At 33.3% G+C, this 17402-nt stretch carries 18 protein-coding genes; 1 reads left to right on the plus strand and 17 read right to left on the minus strand.

The window, feature by feature from the left end:
• Positions 1 to 1011, minus strand: a complete 1011-nt coding sequence (locus K6T82_RS06285; protein ID WP_223705083.1) for a dipeptide epimerase — start codon at positions 1009 to 1011, stop codon at positions 1 to 3.
• A 27-nt stretch (positions 1012 to 1038) separates the two neighbouring features.
• Positions 1039 to 1836: an alpha/beta hydrolase gene (locus tag K6T82_RS06290; protein ID WP_223705084.1), complete on the minus strand. Its 798-nt coding sequence runs from the start codon at positions 1834 to 1836 to the stop codon at positions 1039 to 1041.
• A gap of 57 nt (positions 1837 to 1893) precedes the next feature.
• On the opposite strand from K6T82_RS06290, the gene K6T82_RS06295 reads away from it, so the two are divergent.
• Entirely contained in the window at positions 1894 to 2295 is a 402-nt protein-coding gene (locus K6T82_RS06295) for a TerB family tellurite resistance protein (protein ID WP_223705085.1), read from the plus strand.
• Between the two features lie 58 nt (positions 2296 to 2353).
• Here K6T82_RS06295 and K6T82_RS06300 read toward each other — a convergent pair whose 3' ends face one another.
• From K6T82_RS06300 to rplS, 15 genes are all read right to left on the minus strand, one after another.
• On the minus strand, positions 2354 to 3583 hold the full coding sequence (locus K6T82_RS06300; protein WP_223705086.1) for a hypothetical protein: 1230 nt from the start codon (positions 3581 to 3583) through the stop codon (positions 2354 to 2356).
• A 113-nt stretch (positions 3584 to 3696) separates the two neighbouring features.
• On the minus strand, positions 3697 to 5688 hold the full coding sequence (uvrB, locus tag K6T82_RS06305; RefSeq protein ID WP_223705087.1) for an excinuclease ABC subunit UvrB: 1992 nt from the start codon (positions 5686 to 5688) through the stop codon (positions 3697 to 3699).
• A gap of 156 nt (positions 5689 to 5844) precedes the next feature.
• Positions 5845 to 6783: an alpha/beta fold hydrolase gene (locus K6T82_RS06310; RefSeq protein ID WP_223705088.1), complete on the minus strand. Its 939-nt coding sequence runs from the start codon at positions 6781 to 6783 to the stop codon at positions 5845 to 5847.
• Positions 6784 to 6867: 84 nt separating this feature from the next.
• Entirely contained in the window at positions 6868 to 7104 is a 237-nt protein-coding gene (locus K6T82_RS06315; RefSeq protein ID WP_223705089.1) for a uroporphyrinogen decarboxylase, read from the minus strand.
• A 94-nt stretch (positions 7105 to 7198) separates the two neighbouring features.
• Complete coding sequence (locus K6T82_RS06320; protein ID WP_223705090.1) at positions 7199 to 7498, minus strand: type II toxin-antitoxin system RelE/ParE family toxin; 300 nt, start codon at positions 7496 to 7498, stop codon at positions 7199 to 7201.
• A complete protein-coding gene (locus K6T82_RS06325) occupies positions 7483 to 7713 on the minus strand; it encodes a hypothetical protein (RefSeq protein WP_223705091.1) in 231 nt (76 codons plus the stop codon). Before K6T82_RS06325 ends, K6T82_RS06320 begins: the two co-directional genes overlap by 16 nt.
• A gap of 58 nt (positions 7714 to 7771) precedes the next feature.
• Positions 7772 to 8722: a 23S rRNA (adenine(1618)-N(6))-methyltransferase RlmF gene (gene rlmF / locus K6T82_RS06330; protein ID WP_223705092.1), complete on the minus strand. Its 951-nt coding sequence runs from the start codon at positions 8720 to 8722 to the stop codon at positions 7772 to 7774.
• Positions 8723 to 8924: 202 nt separating this feature from the next.
• Positions 8925 to 9587 (minus strand): thiamine diphosphokinase, encoded by a 663-nt coding sequence (locus K6T82_RS06335; protein ID WP_223705093.1) that lies wholly within the window; start codon positions 9585 to 9587, stop codon positions 8925 to 8927.
• A gap of 102 nt (positions 9588 to 9689) precedes the next feature.
• Positions 9690 to 10145, minus strand: coding sequence for a RidA family protein (locus tag K6T82_RS06340; RefSeq protein ID WP_223705094.1), 456 nt, complete (start codon positions 10143 to 10145; stop codon positions 9690 to 9692).
• A gap of 78 nt (positions 10146 to 10223) precedes the next feature.
• Complete coding sequence (locus K6T82_RS06345) at positions 10224 to 10667, minus strand: DinB family protein (RefSeq protein ID WP_223705095.1); 444 nt, start codon at positions 10665 to 10667, stop codon at positions 10224 to 10226.
• 1 nt (position 10668) lies between these two features.
• Positions 10669 to 11151 carry a GyrI-like domain-containing protein gene (locus K6T82_RS06350; RefSeq protein ID WP_223705096.1) on the minus strand — a complete coding sequence of 161 codons (483 nt, stop codon included), beginning with the start codon at positions 11149 to 11151 and terminating at the stop codon, positions 10669 to 10671.
• A gap of 3 nt (positions 11152 to 11154) precedes the next feature.
• Positions 11155 to 11976 carry a DUF4249 domain-containing protein gene (locus tag K6T82_RS06355; protein ID WP_223705097.1) on the minus strand — a complete coding sequence of 274 codons (822 nt, stop codon included), beginning with the start codon at positions 11974 to 11976 and terminating at the stop codon, positions 11155 to 11157.
• Between the two features lie 30 nt (positions 11977 to 12006).
• Positions 12007 to 14388 (minus strand): TonB-dependent receptor, encoded by a 2382-nt coding sequence (locus K6T82_RS06360; RefSeq protein WP_223705098.1) that lies wholly within the window; start codon positions 14386 to 14388, stop codon positions 12007 to 12009.
• A 140-nt stretch (positions 14389 to 14528) separates the two neighbouring features.
• Positions 14529 to 16748, minus strand: coding sequence for an NADP-dependent isocitrate dehydrogenase (locus K6T82_RS06365; RefSeq protein ID WP_223705099.1), 2220 nt, complete (start codon positions 16746 to 16748; stop codon positions 14529 to 14531).
• Between the two features lie 282 nt (positions 16749 to 17030).
• Positions 17031 to 17381 carry a 50S ribosomal protein L19 gene (gene rplS / locus K6T82_RS06370; RefSeq protein ID WP_223705100.1) on the minus strand — a complete coding sequence of 117 codons (351 nt, stop codon included), beginning with the start codon at positions 17379 to 17381 and terminating at the stop codon, positions 17031 to 17033.
• Positions 17382 to 17402: the final 21 nt, after the last annotated feature.

The raw sequence follows: 17402 nt of genomic DNA on the forward strand, positions 1-17402 counted from the left end.
TTAAAGCAATGTAACTCCTGTTCCGTTTAGGTTTGAATAATGAATAATACCATTTTCAATTGTTACTCCAGTTGCAATATCTTCGGCTAATAAAAGTGCACCGTCCATATCAACATAGTCTAATTGCGGAAGTAAATGCGCAATAGCAGAAATCCCGACAGTAGATTCGGTCATGCAGCCTACCATTGTTTTTAGACCTAATTTTTTCGCTTCTTCAATCATTCGTTTTCCTGGAGTAAGTCCGCCACATTTTACCAGTTTCACATTCACACCATGAAAATGATTGAAACATTTTGCTACATCCTCTTCAATAATACAGCTTTCGTCTGCAATTACGGGTAGTACAGAATGTTTGAAGACTTCTTTGTGGCCTTCCCAATTATCCGCTTTCATAGGCTGTTCTAGAAATTCAACGCCTAATTTTTTTAATTCGACTGCATTATTTATGGTTTCTTCAACTGTCCATCCGCAATTGGCGTCAATTCTAAAAATGGCATTGGTGTGTTTTCTAAGCGCTTTTACAATGGCAATATCTTCCTTAGTTCCTAATTTAATTTTATAAATAGGCCAAGGCAGTTCTTGCATTTTAAAAACCATTTTTTCAATCGTATCAATTCCGATTGTATAATCTGTCAACGGATTATGATCGGTTTTGTAGTTCCATAATTCGTATAATTTCTTGCCTTTTTTACGAGCATACAAATCATTGTAAGCCAAATCTAAAGCGCATAAAGCAAACATATCTTCTTTTAAATGTGGATGCATTTTAGACCAAAATACGTCTGGAGTTTCATCTTCCGTATTTTCGATAATAGATCTGATTTTCTCCAAATCGGCAATCATCATAGGAACCGTAATATGGTAATACGGATTTGAAGTTGCTTCTCCAAAACCAGAAAAACCATCGCTTTGCAATTCTACAATTAATGATGGCTGAATATCAATAGATTCTCTCGAAATAGTGAAAGTGTGCTTTAGTTTGAGATTGTATTCTCTTAAAATAAGTTTCATTTTATTGGAGTGTTTTTTATTTTTTAGTTAATAGCCTAGCCATAATAGTGCTTCGACAAAATGATCGCGCCACAGTTTTTCGTTGTGTTCTCCGCCTTTTACAATTTTCATTTTATCCAAATGAAGACAATAACAACGTTTGGTGTCTAATAAACGTTTCATTTTGGTTAAATCGTTTACCATATCGTCACTTTCTTTATCGCCACACAAAAAATAGATTTTGGTCTTGATTTTAGACTGTTTTTCTGTAAAAGTATAAATGTCATTAGAAAACCAAAAAGAAGGCGAGAATACACCTGCTTTTCCAAATACTTCAGGATATTTTAAAGCGCCATAATACGAAACCAATCCACCAAGCGAACTTCCAAATAAAATGGTGTTTTTAGCTTTTGTTTTGGTTCTGTAATTTTTGTCGATATGTGGTTTTAGCGTTTTTACAATAAATTCTAAATAATTATCGGCATTTCCGCCGCCGTATTTTTCGTTTTTGAAAGGAGTCAATTCATCAATACGTTTATCGTTTCCATGTTCAATTCCTACTACAATTACGGGTGCTTTTAAGCTGTCTAATTTTTCGTCGACATTCCATTCGCCAGAATAAGAAGTTTTGGCATCAAACAGATTTTGAGCATCATGCATGTAAATAACACTATATCTTTTTTGAATGTCTTTGGAATAATTTTCAGGAAGATAAACCCAGATTTTCTTAGTGATATTCAGTTGAGGGGCTTCAATTGTAAAAGTAGATATATTTTTGGAAGCTGTACTTTGTGCTTTTCCAATAGAAGAAAGTAATATAAGAAAAGCTAATAAAATCCTCGTCATCGTCCGTATTTTGTATTTATATTTAAAAGCAATATTTTAGCTAAAAATAATAAATTGATGAATACGGAAGCAGAAAAAAGAAGTTTACTTTTAGAAATGATTATGTTCGCCACCGTAGATGGACATTTGCACAAACGTGAACTGCATTTTCTAAAATTGGTCGCTTTGGAGTTGAGTATTAGTGAAGAAGAATTTCAGGATTTATTTCATCAGGAAACAAAACCTATTCCAATAAAATCAGAAATGCAGCGCATCAATCAGTTTTACAGATTGGCTTTACTGATGCATTGCGACGGGGTTTTGCATGAAAGAGAATTCAAAGCCATTCAACAGATTGCTTTAGAAATGGGATTGAATCTTTCTGCTGTAAAACGTGTTTTAGAAATGATGAAGAAAACACCGAATACAGTAATCAATCCAATTGTATTAATGGAAATTTTTCAGGAACAGCACAATTAAACCAGATGTTCCTGTAGTTTTTTAATTTCATCATGAAGTTTGGCGGCTTGTAGGAAGTCTAACTCTTTTTGATTGACATTTTTATTCCAATGCCTGTTTGTAAATCCGGTGCATTATCTAGATTTAAATCTTCCCGAAGATACACAAAATAAGAAAAACGCTTTGTAGAATAAGTACAAATTGCACTCCATCCTTCTAAATCTTCGTATAGATGAGAAATGGTTTTCTGCCAGTGCGTATTTATCCTTTGTCCTGTTAAAACAATATAATCCATATCTTTTTTCTTGTTGTACGAATTCTGGAAATTATAATTGATACCGTATGAAATGCGATTACTGTTTTTGAGTTTGACTTTGTAATTAATGAGTCCTTCAAAGCTGCATAAGAAATCTTGATTACTGAGGTTTACGCCATCTCCATATTCAAAAATATGCTGACGCAAAATTCCGGCACTTAACCCAAAGCTTAAAATGTTTTTATCCTTAATTATCATTTTCTTCAAGACAGAAGAAGAAACTCCAAAATCTGATGCAGGATTATATTTTGAAGTATTAATTCCTAATTGAGCGCCGAAATTCAAGTAAATATGATGTTTTTCATTCATCTCTAATTTAGGATAATACGTGTAGTTTATATCAAGTCCAGAAATTAGAAAATCGTTGTTTTCCATTTTTAAGACCTCATTATTTTTGTCTTTATAAGTTATTCCTGCTTTGTTTATGCCATAGTGATATCTTGAAAAAGGATCTTTTCCGCCAGCAATATTGCGATGAAACCATTCGATAGATTCATCTGAAGTAAAAATAGAATATGGATATTTGCCGCGATCAAGCGAATTAGCTCTAAGGCTAAAATTCAATTCGTGGTTTACTGTAACTGGTAAAGTAAAATTAAAACGATACGATCGAATAACGCCATCAGCTTCAAACTCTTTGATTTTTGATGGCACTTTATCTAAATCGAATGAAAATTCGCGGGTATGCCAAGGCTGATTTTTAGATATTTCGCGATCATTAGAATCGGTCAGTTCGTATGATTTTACATAAGGAAGCACGACGTTTCCACTTGAAACTTCAAATGAAAAAGAATATTCATCGGTTGAGCGAACGTTAAAATTATGGTTTAATCTTGAAATAAATATACCAAATGGATGAGTTGAAATCGTAGTAGGTTTTATAACATCAGATGAACTTTCTAATTCTTCATTCCAAAAATCGCTTTTATTTGATTGTGCTGTTGATAAGTCGTTAAAAATTAAAAAAACAAAAAAGAGTAAATAATATTTCATTACTGGATTTAAAAATTTTGATAAATCTAATGAATTTTAAAAAGATTAGATTGGTTAATTTTTAAAAAATGAATTTACTTTGTCATTGTTCTAATTGTTTTACAGTAAGGTTTTTAAGCCAACTGTTCCTGTAGTTTTTTAATTTCATCACGAAGTTTAGCAGCTTGCAAGAAATCTAATTCTTTAGCTGCTTTTTCCATAGTTTTACGTTTTTCACGAATCATTTTCTCTAATTCTGTTTTAGACATATAAGCCGTTTCAGGCTCTGCTGCAACAGGAATTGGATGCCCTAATTCATATTCAACTAATGGATTTTTTGTAAACGCACTTTCAATTTTCTTGTTTAATGGTTGCGGAACGATATTATTCTCGACATTATAATTGATTTGTTTGGTTCTTCTGTAATTGGTTTCGTCTATCGTTTTCTGCATACTTTCGGTAATTTTGTCAGCATACATAATAGCTTTTCCGTTAACATTTCTAGCCGCACGACCAATGGTTTGCGTTAAAGATTTTCTGTTACGAAGAAATCCTTCTTTGTCTGCATCTAAAATGGCAACAAGAGAAACCTCGGGTAGATCTAGACCTTCACGAAGTAAGTTTACTCCAATTAAAACATCAAAAATACCTTTACGTAAATCCTGCATGATTTCGATACGCTCTAAAGTATCCACTTCAGAATGGATATAACGGCAACGAATATTCACTTTTGTTAGATATTTAGCCAATTCTTCTGCCATTCTTTTGGTCAAAGTAGTTACTAAAACTCTTTCATCCAATTCGCAACGAACTTGAATTTCTTCAATTAAATCATCAATCTGATTTAAACTTGGGCGTACTTCAATTGTTGGGTCCAATAATCCGGTTGGACGAATAATTTGTTCTACGTAAATTCCGTCCGATTTTTGCAATTCGTAATCTGCCGGAGTTGCAGAAACATAAACAACCTGATTTTGCAAAGCTTCAAACTCTTCAAATTTTAAAGGCCGATTGTCCATAGCAGCTGGCAAACGAAAACCATATTCTACCAGATTTTCTTTTCGGCTTCGGTCGCCTCCGTACATAGCATGAACTTGCGAAACGGTTACGTGACTTTCATCAACCACCATTAAATAATCGCTAGGGAAATAATCCAAGAGACAGAAAGGTCTTGTTCCAGCTTCTCGTCCGTCTAAATATCTTGAGTAATTTTCAATTCCAGAGCAATAACCTAACTCACGAATCATTTCTAAATCGAAATTGGTTCTTTCTTCCAAACGCTTGGCTTCGAGATGTTTTCCTATTTCTTTAAAATAATCGACTTGTTTAACCAAATCCTGTTGAATCTGCCAAATAGCACCTTGTAAAACTTCTGGAGAAGTTACAAACATATTAGCCGGATAAATAGTCAGTCTTTTGAATTTTTCTATTACTTGAGAAGTCTTGGCGTCAAATGACTCGATTTCTTCGATTTCATCTCCAAAAAAGTGAATTCTATAAGCATCGTCTGCATAACTTGGATATACTTCCACCGTATCTCCTTTAATCCTAAAAGTTCCAGGATTAAAATCGGCTTCGGTTCTGGCATACAAACTCTGAACCAAACTGTGTAACAATTTAGTTCTCGAAATAACCTGATCTCTTGTAATTTCAATTACGTTTTTCTGAAACTCGACTGGGTTTCCAATACCATACAAACAAGAAACAGAAGCTACAACCAAAACATCACGACGTCCAGAAAGGAGTGAAGAAGTAGTGCTTAAACGCATTTTTTCCAGTTCTTCATTGATAGATAAATCTTTTTCAATGAAAACTCCTGTAACGGGCATAAAAGCTTCCGGCTGATAATAATCGTAGTACGAAACAAAATATTCAACAGCATTATTTGGAAAGAATTGCTTGAATTCTGAATACAATTGCGCTGCCAAGGTTTTATTGTGGGCCAAAACCAAAGTTGGTCTTTGTACTTCCTGAATTACATTGGCAACGGTGAATGTTTTTCCGGAACCTGTAACTCCCAATAAAGTTTGATATTTATCTCCGTCGACTATACCTTGCGCCAATTTTTGTATGGCTTGCGGTTGATCTCCTTTTGGACTATATTCTGAAGAAACTTGAAATTTCATTTTTGTATACTGAAAATTTGGTTTTGTAAAGATACGAAGTTTGAATCTAAATGAGCGTTGTAAAAGTTTGCCACTAATTACACGAATTGCACGAATTTTAGCTACTCTGTGAGATACACGGCAATTCGAATTTGTGAAAATTCGTGGCAAAAAAAATTAATCTAAAAAATTAATAATCGCATCGTTTACCACTTTAGGTTGATCGATTGTTAGAAAATGTCCTGCATCTTTTATCATTTTTGTTTTGCTGTTGACCAAAAATTTCTGTGCTCTTTCTAAACTTTCCTCCGAATTGATGACGTCTTTATCACCAATTAAAACCAAAACAGGATTTTTAATGGATTCCAGATCTTTATTGGAAAAAGGATGCATTTTCAGCATACTCGAATTAGATTTCGCATATTTATTAGCCAAATAAAATTGTCTTTTATAAATACGGCTTATGTTTTCTGGATGAGTTGAAAATGTATTTAACGTTTTTCCGAACTTCTTTTCGCTTGGAAAAAGTTTCAGCATTATAGCAGAAGTCGTTTTTCCAACCTGATCAATAAATTTAAAGGTTTGAGCCGGACTTAACAAAACGATTTTATCTATAGAATTAGTTTTTTGAGTGGCTAATAATGTTGCAATCCAGCCACCTCGAGAAGCTGCAACAATGTCAAATTTCTTTAATTTGTAATAATTGAAAACCTCATTGTAAAAAACAGCGATTTCTTCTGTAGAAAGTGCTTTTGAAGTTAAATTCGATTTATTAGGCTCCATAATAAAATCGATGGCATAAATGCGATGATTTTTGGCCATAACTTTTATATTCGGGTACCACATGGTCGAACTGGCATCCATTCCGTGGAGTAAAACCAAGGCTTTTGCATTTTTTGGACCAGCGATAACCACATGCGCGGTTCCAAAACTGGTTTTTACATCTTCTTCGGTATACGGAATGTTCCAAAGTTTTAAAGCTTTGTCGTAGGCAGCTTGGTATTTTAGTTCTTCACTTTTGGTTTTAAAAACATAATCTTCAAATTTTTCTTTTTTTGAAGCGCAACCTGTTAACAGGAATAAGGTAATTATGATTCGGGAATACTGTTTTAACATAGTAATAAATTCGATTTTGAACTTAAAGTTACGAGTATCGCAAGCGGAAAGTGTATCAGAATTTTATTTTAAAATATCATAATTTTAAGATTTGTCTTTTTTGACAGTCAAATAATAAATCTGCACAAAAGCTAAAATCGCATTCGGAATAATTACAGGCCAGAGCCATTGACTAAAATCTCGGTAATCATTTAAAAAAATCCCATAAATAACGAAACAAATACATCCGAACATATTAATCAATCGGATTGTTTGCAGGTTTTTTAGCAGGAAACCACCAACAATAAAAACAGATGCGAGATAACCAATGTATTCTGCCATAGCTTTGATATTTAATAAGTTGTATTAAATGTAGCAAAAGCAAATTATAAAATCAAGGTTTTGGTTTGGAAAACATAGATTTGGGGTAGCTTTATTATAGTTTTTTAGGATTTCGACTTGTATGTCGAATTCTTAGAATATGAATTTCTGAAGTTATTTTATATGAAATTCGATATTTATAGATTTCAAAGGCTCGATAATTTTTATCGTTTGGAATTTTCATTTCATCTAATTCGTAAATTTCCCAATTCGTCCGCAAGATTGTAACTGAACTATAAATTGCATCAATTATTTTATTTGAAATGTTTTTACTTTTAGATTCTTCAAATGTATGAAGATAAATTTTTTCAAGTTGTTTTTGAGCGGACTTTGACCATATTATTTCTTTTTCCATTGCTCAATTTTGTCTTTTATTTCATTATGAGAATAAAAGTTACCATCTCGGATATCTTCTTCTGCTACTTTTAGATCATTATTGTATTCTTCTGAATAGTTTTTAGGAGAAGGTTTTCTGCTGTCTAAAATTGTTTTTAACGCGGATAAAAAAGTATCATCATCAATTTTTTCGATTTCAGAAATCAAAATATTTTTAAGTTGAAGAGTGTTCATAATACTATAATTTAATCGAAGTTACGAAACAAAATTTAATATTGAGACTTAAGAAATCTTAAAATTTCCAAGATTTTTGTTGAACATCACTTAAAAAACTCCAAGCCACAATACGACTGTTTTTCTGACCTTGCGCCATTTCGATTGTTTTTACAGAAACAGCATTTACTTTCTTCAACGTTTTGTAAATCGATGGGAGATTATCTTTTTTAGAAACTAAAGTGGTAAACCATAAAACCTGCGAAGCGTATTTTGCACTTTCGTAAATCATTTGGGTGATGAATCCGATTTCGCCACCATTGCACCATAATTCGGCATTTTGACCTCCGAAATTTAAAACCGGATTTGTATTTCTTTTTTCTTTCGGATTTAAATTAGAAACTTTTCGAGAAGCACTTTTGTTCGCTTCTTCTGCAGAGGCATGAAAAGGAGGGTTGCACATTGTGAAAGTGAAGCGGTCTTCTGGTGTAATAATATTTTTAAAAATAAATCGAGATTCTGTCTGTTGTTGTAAACTTATTGCATCGATTAATTTTGGATTGGCCTCAATGATTTTACTGCAATTTTCGATTGCTTTTTTGTCAATATCGGTTGCAACAAAACTCCAATTGTAAATGGAATTTCCTAATATCGGATAAATTAAATTTGCGCCCGTTCCGATATCCAAACCTAAAATATTTGAATTGTCTGGAATTTGATTGTTATTGCTTTCTGCTAATAAATCGGCGATGTAGTGAATGTAATCGGCACGCCCCGGAATTGGCGGACAAAGATAATTTTTAGGAATATCCCAGTTTTGAATATCATAATACGTTTGCAGTAAAGCGTTGTTTAAAGTTTTAACCGCACTTGGATTACTGAAATCAATCGTTTCGATTCCGTGTTTATTGATGGAAATAAAAGTTTTTAATTCAGGACAATTTGAAATTAGTTTTTCAAAATCGTATCTCGTTCGATGAAGATTTCTTGGGTGTAAAATGTTTTTTTTAGAATTGTCGTTTGCTTTCATTTTCTTTTATTTCGAATGCAAAGATAGGGATTCAATTTTTGTTTAGAAAAAGCTCCAGAGGAGCTCCATATTTATAGCTTATTAATTTTAACCAAGAAAGAAGCTCCGTAGGAGTGAAATGGCAATTTATGTTACCCTTCTGGGGCTTTGATCTTTAAAATTTGGAAAAAAAACTATAGATATATCTTCCCGCTGGGACTTCCTAATCAAAACACTCCATTAAAAGAAGGTCACCATCGCGATGCGTAATCGTTACAATACCATCTTTTTCGACAGAATTACTACTTCCGGTTCTGTACCCCATTGTTAGGGTATCATCGTTTAATTCGTATTTTAAATTATTCGAAGAAATACCATTTACAACACCAATTGGAATCAAAGAAATTGGTGTTTTAGCTGTATACCATTTCTCGAATTTTGTTGGTAAAAGAAATATTTTAGAATGATCGTCAAGAATTACGATTTTTAATAAATCTCTATATCGAACAATTTGAGTAAGATTTGTGATCGTGTGGTCGGCACGTTTTCCGGTTGCCCAAACGACATTTACAGCAGGAATTTTTCTTTCAATTAAATAATCAAAAGCTTTTTCTAAATCGGTTTTTTCCTGATCTAGCGTATGAACAATTTCGATAGGAAATTGGGTCGTTTTATAAATTTCAGGATCAAAACCACGATCAAAATCGCCTAAAAGAACATCTACTTTTATGCCCAATTCAATTACTCTTTCTATCGCAGAATCCAAAACAATAACAAGCGGCGACCATTCAAGCAATTGTCCTAACAATTCAGGATTGCACGAAGCTCCGTTTGCAATTATTAAAGCAGGTTCCTGATCGTCGCGGACTATATGGTGTGATGACATCTGAATTTTTTTGAATGAATTACAAATGTACGGTTTACAATTTTAGAATTTAGAATTTTAGGAATACGTTCTGTAGAATTCTAAATTCTAAAACATTTTTATTTAGTAGGCTTTAAAAGCAACAGCATCAACTTCGATCTGCATTCCGTCAAGAGCTAGTTTGGGAACTGGGATTAATGTGCTGGCAGGAAATGATTTATCTTTCCAAACTTTGCTGATTTCTTCTTCCCATATTTTTAATTTTTCTGAAGAATGATCGACAATTAAAATCGTGATTTTCATGACATTTTCAGGTTTAAGTTGGTAACTGTTTAAAATAACGTTTAAATTTTCTAAAGCAGTTTTTGGTTGTGTTCTAAAATCGGGACTTAAAAGATGTTCTTTTCCCAAACCACCGCTTTGGCCAGAAATATAAATAAGTTCGCCAGCTGTTTTTACAGAAGAAGCATGGCTAAAACCATAAGGTGTAGGATCGAATAAAGATTCAGGATTTTTGAAAGATTGTGCTTTTGCATTAAAAGCATAAATTAGGATGAAAATGATAAAGGAATGTTTCATGTTTTAAAAATTAGAATGAATACAAAGGTTTGTCAATTCTAATTTTTAAAACATTTACATATGTTGAGAAGCTGCTTTTTAATCCAATAATCTTCTATGATAATTGATCTGTCCTAAATGATAAGTCAAATGAGTTGACAGATGCACTAAAAAGAAACCTGTAGTCATTTCTTTTTCAAAAACAATTTGAGGATAAATGTTTTCTAAATCTTTGTCATGTAAAGAATCTAGTGCATCATTTACCACTAAAATTGTATTTTCTATTTTAGAAATTAACTCCGCTCTAGGAATATCTTTCAAAGAGAATTCGAGTGGACGATTTCTTATATAATCTGTTTTTCCAATTTCTGCTCCAATATAAGTATTTAAATTTCCAATTAAATGCAGACAAAGGTTTCCTGCTGAATTGGAAATGTTTTTTTCTGTAACCCAAATTTGTTTTTCGAATTCATAAGATTCAATTTCAAATTTTAGTTTGTCTAAATCCCGATTAAAAAGTGTTTTTAGTGTTTGTATTAACATATTAATTTCTGTTTTTTATTGGAATCCAGATTTCTTCTTCAGAAGTCGGATCGTCTTTTTTGTATTTTTCATTCATTACAGCAAAATGAGGCCTTTCATCAACCACATATTCTGAATTTGGAAGCCATTCTGCAAATATATAATTGTAGGTTTTATGAGCTTCTGTTGCTGGCCCTAAATGAAGAAAAACAGCATATAAACCACTTGGAATAAGTAAGGGTTTCATTTCTTCTATTACATTTTCAAAATCTGGAACTTCGACAGCAGCCCATTTTTGGAAGTTGTTTTTTGGGTCAAAATTGTCAAAATAATTTTCAGGATAAACTTCTAAAGAATATAAATTAGAATTAACTAAATTGTTGATTTCTTTTCGTTTAGGCATAAAACCATTCCATAATTGAAACGTTTTGTTTTCTATGAAAGACATTTCGATGGAATGACCGATTAGTTTTTTTTCGTTTAGAGTTTTGATTAAGGGCTGCATAGTTTATTCAATTTTATATTTTTGAGAGTCCGTTTCGCTTAGAGAAAAATACCCCAGTGGATAATTACTTTTGTCTGTAGTGTTGATAATATTTCCTTTTACCGTTGCTGGTGGTGACTGAAATGGTCCACCAACATTAGAACCGGCAATACTTACCAGGATATTCATGTAATTGTAATATTGTTTTGAAATTCCGAAATGGGTGACTTCAACTTCGTCTCCAGCTTTCAGATCATCATCTTCTGTACTGCTGTATGTTTCATTTCCCTGATAAAATTTATCCTCTGAGACATAAAAAGTAGAAGTGACCTTACTTGAATAAACATATTTAAACAAATAGTAATTTTCTTCATCGGCTGGATCGGTAAAAAAAGATCGTATTTCAATATCTTTTCCAGTAAAACCGCCATCATTTTTTTGCTCAACTCGGTTTATTGCCGCAACCGATTTTAAAGTTTCTGTTGCCGTATAGGTATTTCCTCCGCTGACAACGGTAAGTGTATAAGTTTCATTAATTACTGGTCTGAAATTGTTACAGATATAACGTCCGGATTTATTGTATTCAATAAAATTGAATCGTTCGTTTTTACTGTTTCTAACGACAATTGTAGCCCCTGAAACTATCGGGATTAACTGGTCGAAGTAACCTGTAGTCGTAGTCAGTTTAATGACCTGTTGTCTTCCTGTGGAGCCTTTTTGCCAATTTATTGCTGCTTCAATAACTAATTTTGGAGGCGCAGTATTTAAGTCAACTTCAACAACATCTTCACAGCTTGTAATGAAAAATGAAGTGAGAAATGAGATTAAAAAAACTAATTTTTTCATAACTGTATTTTTAATTTTCAACTTAACTTTTTAAAATTTGAAATTATAACTCACCGCTGGAACAATTCCAAAAATAGACAATTGAACCGCTTCATTTACGCCGGTATCAACATTTTGGCGGAAGTTAATAGAGGCAGCATTCATACGATTATAAAGATTATAGATGCTAAAAACCCATTCTCCTTTCCATTTCCTGTCTTTGTTTTTTTGAGGTGTTAATGTAGCAGAAATATCTAAATGATGGTATGCAGGAAGTCGGTTTTCATTTCGTAATCCGTAACTTGGAACCGTGATTCCCAGATATTCGTACTGTCCATTTGGATAGGTTACAGGTTGTCCGGACTGTAAAGCAAAGTTAGCACCAAATGACCATTTTTCGTTTAAATTATAAGCAGTCGTAATGGCTAAATTATGAGTTTTGTCGTAAGCAGAGGCATACCATTTTCCGTTGTTGATTCCTGGTTCTTCAGCTGTTCTTCCCGGTGTCTGCTGTTCTGATTTTGATAAAGTATACGAAATCCATCCATTGAATTTACCTTTGTTTTTCTTGACCATAAATTCCAAACCATAAGATCTCATTTGACCATTTAAAATTACTTGTTCAATGGCGTTATTGGCGATTAAATCTGCACCATCTATATAATCCAGTCTATTTTGAATCTCTTTATAATAGGTTTCAATTTCTAAAGAATAGTCGCCGTCTTTAATGTTTCTGAAATAACCCAAAGCAACTTGGTCTGCAAGTTGAGGTTTGATATAATTGTCGCTAGGCATCCAGACATCTAATGGAGTAGGAGAGGAAGTATTGGAAATTAATTGAAGGTATTGTGACATTCTGTTATAACTTGCTTTTAAAGCTTGTTTTTCATTTAATTGATAAGAAACCGAAAAGCGAGGTTCGAAATTGTTGTAATTCTTAATCACCTTGTTTTTTCCAAAATATTGAGTAGAACTTGGTGTTCCTTTTTCGTAAATATCGAGTTCTGAATTGAAGACAACGGCTTGATTGTTATCGTAATAGTTAATTGTTGAAGAACCTAATCTGTAGAAAAGGCTATAACGAAGACCGTAAGCAATTGTGATTTTATTTGAAAGCTGACTTTCGGCATCCAGATAAACAGAAGGCTCGAAAGCATATTTTTTATCCAATTGATCCGGATTTATTCCAGAGTCTGTTCCGGTAGGTTTGATGGTTCCGGGGTTGAATTCATAATAGGTTCCATTAGCACCGTAACTCAATTTCAGTTTATCTGAAATATAATGTTTGAAATCGTATTTTATATTGTAATTCTTGATTCCTGAATCCCAATTGAATCCCACAAAATCAAGATTTAATCCGTAGTAATAATCGCTGTAGATTAAAGATAGATTCGAAAATAATTTATCTGAGAATAAATGATTCCATCTTAGATTCAGAATTGAATTTCCGTATGTATTGGTAAAACTTTTGTTTAGTCTAAAAACATCACGACCAAAATAACCCGATAAATACAAACTATTGTTATCGTTGAGCTTATAGCTTAGTTTAGTATTTAACTCGTAAAAATAGGCAGCGTTGTCTTTGTTGTCTTCAGAAAGTTTTAAAAATAAATGAGCATAAGAAGCACGTCCTCCAATTAAAAAAGAACCTTTGTCTTTTACAAGAGGTCCTTCGGCAAGTAAGCGACTAGAAATTAGCCCAATTCCGCCATTCAAGTGAAAATCTTTACTGCTTCCGTCTTTTTGGTAAATATCTAAAACAGAAGAGGCTCTTCCTCCATAACGTGCTGGAATTCCTCCTTTATATAATTTTAAATCTTTAATAGCATCCGGATTAAAAACAGAGAAAAACCCAAAAACGTGAGACGAATTAAAGATTGTAGCTTCATCTAAAAGAATGAGATTTTGATCTGCACCTCCTCCGCGGACATTAAATCCCGAAGCACCTTCGCCAGCATTCGTAACACCCGGTAGTAATAAAATGGATTTTAAAACATCAACTTCTCCTAAAACAACCGGCATTTTTTTTATGGTTGAAATGGAAAGTTTATTCACGCTCATTTCGGGCGACTTGACGTTTATCTTGCCTTTGTTTTCTGTTATAATGACTTCCTGAAGTTCTTCTCCGCCTTCCTTTATTGAAAAATTACTTTTTGTATTTTGATATAAAGTAATATTTTTTTGAATGGTTTGATAACCAAGATAACTGATTTCAATTTCGTATGCTCCTTTAGGAACAGAAAGAGAATAAAAACCGTATTCGTTTGTAGTAGTTCCAATTTTTAAGGACGGAATATAAATAGTAACTCCAATTAGAGTTTCATTGTTTTTGCTGTCGCTGATAGTTCCGCTTAGAGTGAATTTTTCTTGTGCAAATGAAGTGAAAATCGTTAAAATAAAAAGAAAAAATGTGCAGGTATTTTTTGTAATCATTGCATTGATTTTTATTCACATAGGTAACAATTCTTGCTAAGATATGATAAAGAAACCATTATTGAACATTAGTAAGATAAAAAAAGGACAACCTTGAAGTTGTCCTTTTTACTTATATCGAAATACAGATGTATTCTGAATTATTTGATTTTAGCAACAATTCCGTTGAAAGTTTCACTAGGACGCATTGCTTTGCTCACTAACTCAGGAGTTGGTTGGTAGTAACCGCCAATGTTCTGAGCTTTTCCTTGAGCACCAATTAATTCTGCATCGATTTTAGCTTCGTTAGCTTCAAATTCAGCAGCAATTGGAGTAAAGATTGCTTTCAATTCAGCATCTTTAGTTTGAGCAGCCAAAGCTTGAGCCCAATAGAATGCTAAATAAAAATGAGAACCTCTATTGTCAATCTGACCAACTTTACGAGCTGGAGATTTATCGTTTGCTAAGAATTTATCGTTTGCTTGATCTAAAGTTTCAGATAAAACAATTGCTTTAGAGTTGTCTAAAGTTTGTCCTAAATGTTCTAAAGAAGCACCAAGAGCTAAAAATTCTCCTAATGAATCCCAACGTAAATATCCTTCTTCTGTAAATTGCTCAACGTGTTTAGGAGCAGATCCTCCAGCACCAGTTTCGAACAATCCACCACCGTTCATTAAAGGAACGATAGAAAGCATTTTTGCAGAAGTTCCTAATTCTAAGATTGGGAATAAATCTGTTAAGTAGTCACGTAAAACGTTTCCAGTTACAGAGATAGTATCTAAACCTTTGATGATTCTGTCTAAAGTAAATTCAGTAGCAGCAATTGGGTTTAAAATACGGATATCTAAGTTTGTAGTATCGTAGTCTTTAAGATATTTTTGAACTTTTACGATCAATTCTCTATCGTGTGCTCTGTTTTCGTCTAACCAGAAAACAGCAGGAGTACTAGACAAACGAGCTCTGTTTACAGCCAATTTAACCCAGTCTTGAATTGGAGCGTCTTTAGCCTGACACATTCTGAAAATGTCATTCGCTTCAACGCTTTGCTCCATTAAAACAGTTCCGTTAGCATCAACAACACGAACAACTCCGTCAGCTTTCATTTGGAAAGTTTTGTCGTGAGATCCGTATTCTTCTGCTTTTTGAGCCATTAATCCAACGTTAGGAACACTTCCCATTGTTTTAGGATCAAAAGCACCGTGTTTTTTACAGAAATCGATAGTTGCAGTGTAAACTCCAGCATAAGAACGATCTGGAATAACAGCAAATGTATCTTGTTGTTTTCCTTCTTTGTTCCACATTTGTCCAGAAGTACGGATCATTGCTGGCATAGAAGCATCAACAATTACATCAGAAGGAACGTGTAAGTTTGTAATTCCTTTTTCAGAATTAACCATTGCCAAAGCAGGACCGTTTTCGATTGCTTGTGCGATAGCTGCTTCAACTTCAGCTTGCTCAGGTCTTCCAGCAATTTTAGCGTAGATATCACCTAAACCATTTCTAGTATCAACATTTAATTCAGCAAATAAAGAAGCGTATTTTTTGAAAACATCTGCAAAGTATACTTCAACGATAGCGCCAAAGATAATTGGATCAGAAACTTTCATCATAGTAGCTTTTAAGTGTACAGAAAGTAAAACTCCTGCAGCTTTAGCTTCGGCAATAGCATCTGCAGCAAAAGCTTTCAATTTGTTTACACTTAAAACAGAGCTGTCAATAATTTCTCCAGCTTTTAATGGAGTACTTGCTTTAAGAACAGTTGTAGATCCGTCTTTAGCAACAAATTCGATTTTTACATCGTTTGCTTCGTTTACAGTCAATGATTTTTCACTTCCGTAAAAATCACCACTTGTCATAGAAGCTACTTTAGTTTTTGAGTCAGCAGACCAAGCACCCATTGAGTGAGGGTTTGCTTTTGCAAAGTTTTTAACTGCTCTTGGAGCTCTACGGTCAGAGTTTCCTTCACGTAAAACTGGGTTTACAGCAGAACCTAATACTTTTGCATATTTTGCTTTAATTTCCTTTTCAGCATCGTTTTGTGGATCTTCCGGGAAATTTGGTACGTTGTATCCGTGTGATTGTAATTCAGCAATAGCCGCTTTTAATTGTGGTACAGATGCTGAAATGTTTGGTAATTTAATGATGTTAGCTTCTGGCTGAGTTGCTAATTGGCCAAGTTCTGCCAAAGCATCTCCAGTTTTTTGAGCATCAGTCAAAGAATCCGGGAAGTTTGATAAAATTCTTCCTGCCAGCGAAATATCTCTGGTTTCGATTTCAATTCCAGCTGTTGCTGTAAAAGCTTGAACAATTGGTAAAAGAGAGTAAGTTGCCAATAACGGCGCCTCATCAGTTAAGGTGTAAAAAATTTTTGATTTTGTCATTTTCTTTTTTTTTTTATAATCGTATCGTCATGGAGTTAACGATGTCAAAGATATATTCGGCTCAAAATGAGCGGAGCAAATATAGTAAAAACACAACGAAATCGGTTGAGTTTTGGTGAGAAAAGAAGAAATTAACAGATTGTTATTTCGAGCTCGTTAAATTGCTAAATCGATGATTTTGATATTAAAAAATTACGGTTTTGTTAGTGTTCAAATTAGAACATAAAAAAAACTCGTTTCAAACGATATGAAACGAGTTTTTTATAACATTTAGATAAATGATTATCTTCTTTTATCTTTAATCTTAGCTTTTTTACCAGTAAGTTGTCTGAAGTAGAAAATTCTAGCTCTACGTACAGCACCTTTCTTGTTGATTTCAATTTTTTGTAAAGCTGGTAAGTTTACTGGGAAGATACGCTCAACACCAACAGATCCAGACATTTTACGGATAGTAAAAGTTTCTGTGTTACCAGAACCTCTTCTTTGAATAACAACTCCTTTGAAAAACTGAGTTCTTGTTTTTTCACCCTCTTTAATTTCGTAGAAAACAGTAATTGTGTCTCCAGCTCCGAAATCTGGGAAATCTTTTTTAGCAACGAATTCGTCTTGAACGAATTTTAATAAATCTGCCATGATAATTTAATTATGGTTTTT

The organism is Flavobacterium potami, from assembly GCF_020026915.1.
GTDB classification, from domain to species: Bacteria; Bacteroidota; Bacteroidia; order Flavobacteriales; family Flavobacteriaceae; genus Flavobacterium; species Flavobacterium potami.